The organism is Candidatus Erwinia haradaeae (genome assembly GCF_900698935.1).
GTDB classification, from domain to species: domain Bacteria; phylum Pseudomonadota; class Gammaproteobacteria; order Enterobacterales; family Enterobacteriaceae; genus Erwinia_E; species Erwinia_E haradaeae_D.
Genome location: NZ_LR217715.1, coordinates 909,165 through 921,541 on the forward strand (window position 1 = coordinate 909,165; position 12,377 = coordinate 921,541).

Annotated in this window: 7 protein-coding genes and 1 pseudogene; 2 read left to right on the top strand and 6 right to left on the bottom strand. The window is 32.7% G+C overall.

The genetic code is table 11. The annotated features are described in order from the left end of the window. The first annotated feature begins 4 nt into the window (after window positions 1–4). Window positions 5–1,084 (top strand): LPS export ABC transporter permease LptG, encoded by a 1,080-nt coding sequence (gene lptG / locus ERCIKOCA2762_RS02905; RefSeq protein WP_157988671.1) that lies wholly within the window; start codon window positions 5–7, stop codon window positions 1,082–1,084. Window positions 1,085–2,691: 1,607 nt separating this feature from the next. Here lptG and ERCIKOCA2762_RS02910 read toward each other — a convergent pair. The 4 genes from ERCIKOCA2762_RS02910 to trpS all read right to left on the bottom strand — a co-directional run bounded on the left by ERCIKOCA2762_RS02910 (window position 2,692) and on the right by trpS (window position 6,594). Further along, the gene (locus ERCIKOCA2762_RS02910; RefSeq protein ID WP_157988672.1) at window positions 2,692–3,669 is read right to left on the bottom strand and encodes a DNA polymerase III subunit delta' C-terminal domain-containing protein; all 978 of its coding nucleotides are present in this window, start codon (window positions 3,667–3,669) and stop codon (window positions 2,692–2,694) included. A gap of 88 nt (window positions 3,670–3,757) precedes the next feature. After that, the gene (gene rpmG / locus ERCIKOCA2762_RS02915) at window positions 3,758–3,925 is read right to left on the bottom strand and encodes a 50S ribosomal protein L33 (RefSeq protein WP_157988673.1); all 168 of its coding nucleotides are present in this window, start codon (window positions 3,923–3,925) and stop codon (window positions 3,758–3,760) included. Continuing rightward, the gene (gene rpmB, locus ERCIKOCA2762_RS02920) at window positions 3,918–4,181 is read right to left on the bottom strand and encodes a 50S ribosomal protein L28 (protein ID WP_157988674.1); all 264 of its coding nucleotides are present in this window, start codon (window positions 4,179–4,181) and stop codon (window positions 3,918–3,920) included. Before rpmB ends, rpmG begins: the two co-directional genes overlap by 8 nt. 1,408 nt (window positions 4,182–5,589) lie before the next feature. Beyond that, on the bottom strand, window positions 5,590–6,594 hold the full coding sequence (gene trpS / locus ERCIKOCA2762_RS02925; RefSeq protein ID WP_157988675.1) for a tryptophan--tRNA ligase: 1,005 nt from the start codon (window positions 6,592–6,594) through the stop codon (window positions 5,590–5,592). A gap of 1,197 nt (window positions 6,595–7,791) precedes the next feature. Here trpS and metG point away from each other — a divergent pair. Next, window positions 7,792–9,438 (top strand): annotated as a pseudogene (gene metG / locus ERCIKOCA2762_RS02930) (methionine--tRNA ligase); the annotation flags it as partial. Window positions 9,439–11,008: 1,570 nt separating this feature from the next. Here the strand turns inward: metG and folA are convergent. Then, a complete protein-coding gene (gene folA, locus ERCIKOCA2762_RS02935; RefSeq protein WP_232043108.1) occupies window positions 11,009–11,542 on the bottom strand; it encodes a type 3 dihydrofolate reductase in 534 nt (177 codons plus the stop codon). A gap of 265 nt (window positions 11,543–11,807) precedes the next feature. Further along, window positions 11,808–11,972: a hypothetical protein gene (locus ERCIKOCA2762_RS02940; protein ID WP_157988677.1), complete on the bottom strand. Its 165-nt coding sequence runs from the start codon at window positions 11,970–11,972 to the stop codon at window positions 11,808–11,810. Window positions 11,973–12,377 lie beyond the last annotated feature (405 nt).

A 12,377-nucleotide genomic window follows, 5' to 3' on the forward strand; every position in this document is an offset into this window, starting at 1 on the left:
AAACATGTTGAATATTTTTGACAAATATATTGGTAAAACCATCGCAAACCAAATACTTTCTACGCTATTGATGCTTGTATCGCTATCGAGTGCGATTAAATTTGTAGATCAATTACGAAAAACAGGACAAGGTGAATACAACTTACTCAGTGCAATACTATATACTATTCTTAGTATACCTAAAGACATAGAGATATTCTTTCCAATGGGGGCGCTACTTGGTGCTTTAATAGGACTAGGACTATTAACTCAGAATAAAGAGCTTATTGCGATGGAAGCGGCTGGCTTTACACGTATGCAAATTATAGGATCAGTAATGAAAATCACTTTCCCTCTGATCGTAATAATGATGCTCATCGGTGAATTTATTACTCCACTAGGAGTGGACATTGCACGTAACTATCGAATCAAAAAGTTAATGCATACAGCAGTGTACTCTACTACAGGGAGCGTCTGGATACGGGAACATACAAATTTTATTTTTATTGAAAAGATACATACAAATAATCAAATTACTGGTATTAGTATATATAAATTTAGTAACAATAAAAACCTATATACTGTACAATATGCAAAATCTGGTAAATATAATGCACATAAAAAACTATGGGATTTATCAGAGGTCTATCAGTCTAATCTCAATCAGATAACACAGATTTGCAATACGTACACTGTGCATAACGAGTGGAACACCTCGATTACACCTAATAAATTACGAATACTCACTCTTAATCCAGAAACACTATCCATTCGGGGATTGTATCACTATTTAAAATATTTAGACCAAAGTGGTCAACAAGGCACGCGTTATCAACTCAGTATGTGGGGGAAAATATGTCAACCACTATCTCTGATAGTAATGATGCTGATGTCATTATCATTAATCTTTGGGCCCTTGCGAAGAACGTCTATGGGTGTAAAAATTGTTACGGGAATTAGTTTTGGATTCCTATTTTACATCCTCAATCAAATTTTTGGCCTATTAAGTTTAGTTTGTCATGCTTCTCCGATATTAGGAGCTCTTCTACCAAGTATAGTGTTTGTTGTCATTAGCATTACAATACTTATCGTATGTAAAAAATAAAGAGTGTAAGTAATCTACAGCTGACATCTTTTTTAAAAACTTTCCACTACAATAAACGGGTTTTGTCATATTCAATGATGTGAAGTCTAAGAAATGATTGTTATCTGCAATACTTGAACAGCCATTTTACCGCTATACATTTTTAGATTTTATTGCTTGTCTAAAGTTCCACATTCTATAATAAATGAGATATAAAAAATCAATAAACTGTGATCCCATTGTTCTTTGTATACAGCAAAACTCTGCCTTCTGTGAGCGAATATAAAGATAATACAATTTATGCCTCTTAATACTTCTACTCTCTCAATGCTAGTATAGTTTTCATATGATTTATCGGAGAAACTCATGAAAAACTTTTACTTTTGCATAAGTTCTACAAAAACAGCCTATTAATTGTAGCCACATACTATGATCGCAATATTCCTCTACCTAACAAAAACATTCGTATCACAGATACGATGATCTTGAGTAAGATACATCAAATATTAATAATATTAATTCACATTAATATACAGATCTCTAATAATACTCATTTTTTGTGTACTCTTGATCACGCTAGATTAACTGTATTAAATGTATATCCTGCAAAAAATAGTTACCATTCCACCTCTTTGACGCTTCCATAATAATCAAAACGAGACAAATAGCATCGCCCATATAATTTATAACATATCATTATCATATTGCGTATTAAAATCACATAAAGATAACGTGATAAATGTATTCATCTATGCTAGGAAATCCAACGGGTTGTGAATGCATATACCCCTAAACTGCTGTTATCTATTGACTGTAAGTTTCCCTTAACAGTTTTAACACTCGAGCAGCTTTAGTCAAAATGCTCACCGTATCACACACTCACAGGAACCTCAGTATACATACAATCAATAATACTATTATCCTAGCAGTTAAATTGTCAACACACAAAATGATCACTAGATCATGATAGGAATGAAGAATAATAGTGATATTATCTAGAAAAACTCTATACGATTCAAGAGGTTAAGAAAATGTGAAATATATCATAATACAGTCTTCTCACAATCGGTTAAGATCAGTACACTCACAGTGTAAAATACTATCGATGTATTCATGCCATAATAAAAATAAATTCTTAATTCATAGAATGGTATAATCCGTATATCATTTGATTCACTACCATACTAAAATTACTCGTTATGTACTACCTATGAAATAATAAATGATACGGAATGATTATATCCTATTCTGAAATACTGAGATTCGCAAATATGTACTCATGCTTTATTAGACGTACGTTTTGCATAGCACGCCTAACATCCATCAGCAATGATATATATATCTATTATGACATCTCTTTTTCTTCTAAAGCGTCAAACAGTCTATCTATGTTTTTAGAATACTGTAACCAAGCTCCTATCATAGCTTATAAAAAAAATCTTTTATCTCGCTGACATTTACTCGATAGGTGACCACAATCCAATACATCACCGGTATTCATATTAAATACATAATATAATATTTTTTCTTGAAAAGATCACACATGTGTCTTTGTCATATATCAAATACTTCTGTAATACTATTTTCTTAAACGATATGTCAAATATAACTTTACTCAAAAGTAAATGCTATTTTTTTAGTGCGCGCTCCCAACGTAAAAGTTGTTCTGTTAATAATAATTCAGAGTTTACGCCTTCTATCGTTAATAATCTTTTATAACATCTGGTCCAAGTATCGAGACTCTCATGCAGCATAGGGCTCGATAACAATCTTACAATTTTTATGATTAATGGTAGATTATCAAGATTACTCACAAACTCTCCTGCACCCTTACGATATTTTTCTGCGTCAATCAATAGAGAACATAGCCAGTTAATACGCTTTATCGCATTATTATCATTAAGCACAGGTAGTAAACTCAAAAGATCACCATGTAATGCTTCAGACAACCTAGAACATACCAATAAACGCTGTTTCCATGATGATCCTGTTAATAACTCGAGTGCCTCTAAAGGTGCACCAGAAGATAAACGTAAAGCTGTGTGACATCCATTATGCTCAGATGAGTGCTGCTGTTTTATCCAGTGTAAACTAAACGCCTCATCGGGTATGGGTAGTTTTAATAATAGACAACGACTACGTAGTGTCATTAAAAGATATGAAGGATCGTGTACTGTAAGAAAAAACCAGGTATTAGAAGAAGGTTCCTCCAAGGTTTTTAGCAGTGCATGAGCCGCAGATTCTGTGAGCTTATAAGCGTCTAGCAACAATACTATTTTTGCCCCACCTAAATGGGAATGCTGATAAAGTTTTGCTATAACACCACGTGCTATATCAATTCCAATCGTATTAGTGTTTTTTTGTATCTCTATCTTATGCATGTCAGGATGGGTTCCAGACAGCATGAGCCCACAAGAGTGACACTGCCCACAGCTTTTTACGCCTTGTCGGTCATAGCACATCAACCATCGTGCTACTTCTCTAATTAAAATCTCTACTCCCATACCTGGTAGAGCCTGAATTAGCAACGCATGATGACCACGGTGTGCTATGTGCTGCGTAATAATTGTATGGTAGCTGCTATTCAACCATGGATACCATCGCATTATAATGCTATCACTATCGATAAGTTTAGAGTTGTGATAATAGATATATAGATTCTACACATGGCTTCTATTTTGCACTCAAAATGTATTATTTAATTTTAGCCTCTTTATACAATACGTAACGACGCACTACTGGGTCAAATTTTCTCAGTTCTAATTTCTCAATCTTGTTGCGCTTGTTCTTAGTCGTGGTATAGAAATGACCTGTACCGGCAGACGAAAGCATCTTAATTTTTTCACGTACACCTTTAGCCATATTGTATTTCCTTGTGTGTTGGATCATTAGCTCTACGTGTTCGTAATGTTGCCAACACTAGTTCAATACCATTTTTATCAATAATACGAATGCCTTGAGCAGACAGCCGTAGTTTAATAAAACGTTTTTCACTTGCTACCCAAAAACGATGAGAATGTAAATTTGGTAGAAAGCGGCGCTTTGTGGCATTCATAGCATGCGAACGGTTGTTCCCGGTAATGGGGCGTTTGCCTGTGACCTGGCAGATTCGTGACATTGCTCTTTCCCCGAAAAGTTTTAAATGAACTGAATATCCTATCATAGAATAGCTAATTATTTATACATGCAGATTAATCATACTTCAACATAAGTCTCTCGGATCTACCTCGTATTAGAGATAGCGCATGACTAGTAGTCTACTTCTGAGTCTATAACACTACGGAGACCTTATTCCTAAAATCATCAGATCAAGCTCTTAGTAATCATTCATTTGTGAAAGAAATTAGTTGTGACGTCTAATGATGCTTCTGAATCTCTTGTACACAGCAAACTATTTTTAGTACAGCACAAAGTGGCATGTAAAGCTATCAAGTTTAATATTGTAACTTGCTAATAATTTGTAATGAGATTCGTTATAGGTTTTTATTGTTAGACACAGATATCAATTGTTAAGCACATCATACTAGTATAAAAATATATATCTACCTTATATAATATTTCTGACTTACAGTTTTTTAATAAAAACATCTACATAAATTCAGATAGATGTGTCAGTATATTTTAACAAATAATTTATACCCTACTCATTATGTTATTTATTTGCTCAATAATATATTTATTTTTTCTTTTATAAGATTGGTAATTGCATATTATATTAGAACAAAAATTATATGTATAACTAGTGTTGTAGCATCAAAGAAATCGATCATATCATAGTATGAATCACTCTTTAATATTTAAATGCAATCTTTGTCAGATGTCATAACATCATGTATTTATTTTAAAAACATATGATACAATATAATTATTCATTATAGAAATTATTATTACAATATATTATATTCATGCAATCTGAAAGATTGCATGAATATCACTGAGCATGCAGTATAATAAAAACTATATCATACGACTTAGTGATATCATCACATATTGTTCTAAATTCTATATGTTATTTTAACTACAATATCTAAAAACTAACTTTACATTAATTCAAATGAATTATATGCGCATTAAAAATACAGTTATCTAGAATCGATTTCTCATAATTCACAATTGCAAAATCATCTTTTATACATATTTATATCCAAATAAAAAGAAATAGCACAGTATTACTGATATTGAAGAGTTTTTTATTAAGAAAAAACTTGCATGGCAAAAATTCATACACTCTTTCTCACTGAGCATTGATTGTTAATCTATGCACATTTGTAAAATATATAAAATATCTATACTGTGTTATATCTATAGGTCGCCTGCAAATAAATATTATAATATGTTCACTCTCTCATAAAAATAAAAACTGTTGAAATCAATGTAATGGGACATTCGATGCATGCAAAATATATTCAGAACTAAAGATTGAATCATAGACAAAATATATATTTCTTCAAATCCTACAATTTAAGCAGAAGACTAACATTGTAAAATGCCATATCGATGAGTCACCTTAGGAGGTAAGCAATCATCTAATATTCAATAAATAAACCAAGAGCATCATAAACTTTGTGTAATGTTTTTTGAGCGCCCATACGTGCTTTTGTTGAACCCTGATGGATTACATTACAAAGAAAGCTTTCGTCATGACGATAAACATGATACATTGTATTCAATTTATTAACCATCTCAGATACTGCCTCCGCTGTGTCATCTTTCAGATGACCATATAACTTACCAGAAAATTCCTCTTCCAGTACACTTATCGATACACCTCGTATAGCCGATAAGATTACTAACAAATTTGAAATACCAGGTTTTTCCTTTGGAGCATAACGAATCACTGGGGGGTTTTCACTATCTGTGACAGCCCTTTTTATTTTATTTCGAACTGACTGCGTACTTTCTAGAAGGCTAATAAAATTATTATGGTTACGGTCACTTTTAGACATCTTTGTGGTGGGATTGAGCAACGACATAACGCGGCCACCGCACTGCGGAAATAATGGTTCAGGTATTATAAATATATCACCATATAACTGATTAAAACGTAAGGCTATATTACGACTCAGTTCTAAATGCTGCCTTTGATCTGCACCTACAGGCACGATGGCTGCCTGATGTAAGAGAATATCAGATGCCATTAACACTGGATAATTGAATAAACCGGAATGCATATTCTCCGCATAGTTCGATAATTTATTTTTAAATTGAGTCATACGGTTTAATTCACCAAGATACGTATAACAATTTAAAACCCAGCTCAACTGAGTATGTTCAGGTATTTGTGACTGCAGAAAAATCATACTTTTTTGAGGATCTACTCCACAGGCTAAATACATTGCTATTGTATCTAACGTAGCCTGGCGTAAAGCTCTTGGATCTTGTCGTCCCGTAAGAGCATGCAAATCAGCAATACAATATATACAGCGGTACTCATCCTGAATTTTTATCCACTGATGAAGTGCACCAATATAATTCCCGATAGTTAATTCACCTGACGGTTGTACCCCGCTAAATACAATTGGTTTACTCATAATGACTACCTAAATAATTAACACTGAATCAATCATCACTTATACTTGACAATCTCGCTGAATCATTTTAAAAGAAAAGTATACACTGCTATCAATATATCTGTCTCCATATCTTCACTGAAGATTATCTCAGCACGTAATATTCACGACAAAAATATTTTATATAATATCACTACGCGTTGTTACAATGCAGCATTTTTATTTTTCGCTGCACACCTATTGTGATTGCTATTTATACTCACTATACACATGCATTGTTATCTCTTCTATATCGACTACAATAAAAAACGATGGCTAAACTAGGCCGAACACATATGGTCCTTCTGGTGCAGAGTTTTAATATTATATTGTTGCAACATATAGCTAATAACACACATGCATATTTGTATAAAAATTTTTAACAAGCTTAAATGATACGTTACTTTTCCGATAAAAACATGTTATATACACTGGATCTACAATCAAATTGGTTATGCTACAATCACTTCAAGCATTTTAATACCACGACAATTTTTCTTGTCTTTTCTACAACGTGTTTTTATTTAGATACACACTTAACAAAAAGTTCTCTGCTACATATATTGTGGTGTTAGGACGACCGTAATTGATAGTTGAATTCTCTTTGATGCCCATATAACCACATACACACTATACAGTTATATGCCTCTATATTATTTTTACACCAAATCTTCCGCGTATAAATCTTATAATCAATATACTCTAAAAGATGATATTCTTTTTACCAAGCTCCACCTACTAGTAGTCATGGTTATTGCCTCTATCTCCTGATTCAGAATTTTTCTAGCAGTATCTATCTCTATACATCAATTTAATTATGAGGGAGTGTCGAACATGCATAGAAAATGCACGATCCCATCGCACAATAATATAATCTAAATACATCTTACAACTTCTCTAAGAATATCATTCTTGAATACAAAATAATAAAAGTACTCTAGATTGTTCTATACCGGCCATTCATTTCCAATATATCAAGCCTCGTATGTAAACTCAGGAGTGAAACGCTCAAAAGCTAACCTAGAATAATATCTATCATCGCCCCATAATGCACTTGCTATGCTTAAGATACAAGAAAATATCTATTTTAATACACGACAGTGTTTACGCAGCAATACATTATCAGTTATGATAAGATTTTATATTTGTATTATCAATCAAGGTATACTTAATTTGACTATGTCTACAGTTGAAAAAAAAATATTAGTAACATGTGCTCTGCCATATGCAAACGGCTCTATCCATCTTGGTCATATGCTAGAACATATCCAAGCAGACATCTGGGTACGTTACCAAAAAATATGCGGCAATCAGGTGTACTTTATATGTGCTGATGATACACATGGAACGCCTGTAATGCTACAAGCAAAGAAATTAGGAATCTCTCCTGAACAATTAATTGCACAAAGTAGTCAAGAACACCAAGATGATTTTGCAAAATTTAATATTAGCTACGACAACTATTATTCTACTCATAGTCAAGAAAATCGTGATTTGTCTGAACTAATTTATACACGATTAAAAAACAATGGTTTTATTAAAAAACGTATGGTCACTCAACTATATGATGTAGATATAGGAATATTTCTTCCAGACCGCTTTGTACAAGGCATCTGCCCGCACTGTAAATCACCAGATCAATACGGCGATAGCTGCACAATCTGCTCTGCAATCTATAATCCTTCTGAACTTCTTGAAGCTACATCTGTTTTATCTGGCACTACCCCTGTTTTACGTAGTTCTGAACACTTTTTTTTTGATTTACCACAGTTCACTTCATTTCTCAAAACATGGATTGACTCTGGTATGTTGCAAGCACAAATCGTTCATAAACTCTACGAATGGTTTAATATCGGCCTACAACAATGGGATATTTCACGTGATGCACCGTACTTTGGTTTTGAAATCCCTGATGCACCAGGTAAATATTTTTACGTCTGGCTAGATGCTCCTATTGGTTATATAGCAGCCTTTAAAAACTTATGTCAGAAACGTAAAAACATTGACTTTGCATCTTTTTGGAAAAAAGATTCTGACACCGAGCTCTATCACTTTATTGGTAAAGATATTATATATTTTCATAGCTTATTCTGGCCTGCAATTTTAAATGGGAGTCAACTGCGGACCCCCACAAACCTTTTTGTTCACGGCCATCTCACAGTAAATGGAACTAAGATGTCAAAATCACGCGGAACTTTTATTAAAGCGAAAACGTGGCTTCAATATCTTGATTCCGATAGTTTACGATACTACTACGCATCTAAACTTTCATCGCATATTGAAGACATTGACTTAAATCTTGAAGATTTTTTACATCGTGTAAATAGTGATATCGTTAATAAAATTGTTAACCTAGCTGCACGTACAGCCTCTTTTATTAATAAAAGGTTTGCTGGTCAATTATCTCATACCATTGATGATAAAAAACTACATAACACCTTCATTGAATCTTCTACTACCATTGGTAATTTCTGGAATAATCGTGAATTTAATCATGCAATACGCGAAATCATGAAACTGGCTGATATTGCTAATCGCTATATTGATCAAAAAGCACCATGGCTGATAGCAAAACAAACAGGGCGCGAGACTGAACTACAAGAAATCTGCTCAATGGGTATTAATCTATTCTATATATTAATAAACTGGCTTCAACCAGTTGTTCCATCACTTACTCAAAGATCTGAAAAGTTTTTAAATCATAAAATTCTCTGGAAAAATATTGAACATCCATTGCTAAATCATAAGATAAACGAGTTTAAAACTTTATATCATCGTATTGACACAAAACAAATTAATCATCTAATGGAATCTGCAAAAGAAGAAAACTTATAAACTATATAGACACACACCGCTAGATCAAAAAAATGTTACTTTTTGTACCAAAATAAACTTTTTAAGTACATTAAACACAGAAAAAAGCAAAAGAACTAAGATTTATTATCCCCAGATATTCACTTGAGATATTAAGTATACAACCACGTCTGTAGACGTTCACAAACAGAAGCAATCACTCATTAATACTACATTATTGAAAATATACAAACACTTAAAAATAAAACATCTAAATTACTCAGAATATATAGAACACATATTTGAAATCAAATAAAATTATAGAAGGAAATTCTATAATAAACAGATTACAAAGACTATGAATAACCGCGATTACCATCTGTTTCAGACATGTATAATGATATCAATCGTATGTATTTTTTAAATATTTCTATTTCTTGTATTTATAAACTATAAACATCACTCTGTGTGTTACTATAAATATTGATAGAGACCCAAAAACACAAAAATCAAAGAATTATTTTCACATTGAGTTATTCAATAAAAATGAAGTAATCATGTATATTATTCTGTACCCATGCATACTCATATACAAAAAAAGCACTGACAATCGTCTGTATAAAACATTGAGCATAAATGTTATGGCTTGGCATATCTGCTGTATATTTTCATTAGAAAGCTCATACTCGCACTATACATTTTCGCTTACAAAATAATACAAATTATGTATTTTCTTTCCCAATCTCGATGATAAGAAAGCGAAACTCGTGGGAATCGCACATCCTCACATAGTACTTATGTAATGCCTTTCTTTAAAAACACTCTACGCTAGATATATACAATATTGTGTATTTACACTCTTTAAAAACATATGGTGTGCATTACCACTACTATTTTCCAATAAAATCTTACTATTATTTATGATGCCTGAGTTCTATGGTCTGAACGGCATTCGATCAAACTAATTTTGATGCTTATATACTTGCTGTATCTCTCTGATTCAATCCAGATCTAGTACACTGAACGCTAAATCGTCATGGTTAGCGTGTCATGGTATATGATATCCTAGTAATATCACTAAAGAATACAGCTCCGTAATACCGCATTACTATTACACCATACACCTAGTATTTAAAAAAATATTGTCGCAATGTGTTAAATGCTGCAGAATTTTCTCCATACCTGCCGCGGGTCTATTGTTATAAAAGTCTTAACTGATTAAAAATTAAAAACTTATAATCCGGATTGCCTACCTTCATACATCATGCTATACACTTACATCCACAAAAATTACATATAATCAACTTTAATAACTCTTTACCATAAAAAAGAGCAGATATGTCTTTAAGCATACTATTAGCAGTAATTTACTGTCTTTGTTTCTTGAATCACATTATCTTTGTATAAAAACTTGCTAAATACGCAGTGCGTGCCCATCATGCTTCTAGTCCACATCATGATAATCATCATATGTTATTAGCTTATAGTTATCAAGCTTGAGAAAAGGTATTTTAATGACAAAATAGTGTCTCACTGTAACATTTACTCACTATACTATATAAAATATACATGAATATTATTCATCTTGACTGTATCCCTCATGCTAGTAATGACCAGCAATGCACTTTTTCGAAAACACAACATCGCATTCATTATATCGCTCAAGAATTTCAAATAATAAATTATACTTATGATATGTATTCCTACAATAACATGCGCTAAAAACCTCTTGCCAGTGAGTTCGATCATAGTATGGAAAATAAGTATCTCCTGCAATTACTGTCTTAATATGTGTTAGATATAATCGTTTAGCGCTTGAGATAAACTGCTGATACACATCGCCTCCACCAATCACCATGATCTCTGGAGCTGTGCCGGAAACCCTAAAAACATCTTCAATGGTCGTCACCCACTTCACCATTTTAGTGCTCTTATTTGGAACACGACTCAAGATAATGTTCATACGCCCTGACAAAGGTAATGGTAGAGTTTCCCACGTACAGCGTCCCATCACGATGGGTTTGTGCAATGTGTTTTTTTTAAACCAATCTAGATCAATTGGTAAAAACCAAGGTATAGTATTATTTCTTCCAATTACATGATTGGTGGTCAAAGCCGCTATTAAACTAATAATCATATTCTCAACATTGAAAGTATAAAATCACCCATCAAAGACTTAGCCCGCGATGTTAGAGATGGAACTAATTGCCTATGGAAAACATACTTTATATTAACCACATCACAGCGTGAGTGCATGAAAAAATACATCCACTGTGTTCCCGTTGTATTATATACTTGCCTTACATACACATATGTTAATTCTTTGTATTAAACTCACTACTACAGAGTGCTCTGTGCATGCACAATAGACAACGCAAAAATACAAAGATCACACAAGAAAATCACAAAGCATTCAGGATTTTATATAATTCATCTATAATGATTACCATTAATATTCCCTGAATACTCTTATTTTCAATTAAAATAGAAATCACTACACCACACCCAACCAAGTGGGCGCCAAGCTTTTTAAATAAAATTAAAAAATTTCCATGAGCAGTGCGCATATAAGATATATTTACCCCTTTTGAAGGAGCTAATCAAAATAATCTATTGATCTCGCATGATCCATAGACTAAATAAATTCTCTCTGCTTTCATCGCGCAGTGATATGTTAATTACAACACACTAGTCGATTAGAGATGCATCACTAGCATTAGTTATACCTGACGAATTCGTTTACTCAGTACCTCAGCACACTTAGGTCATCAAATTTTAGGTTCAGTGTGGATAATGAGTTTTCTAACATGTTTCATCTTCTTCGCAATCTTGAGACGTAATATTTTACAAACATACTCAGAGAACTCATCCTATAAAAGATATTCACTTGTAGAAAACCAAAAACAATAAAAACAAACATATAACATCGTAATTATAATATATACGATATATATTCTATATATGACTATATT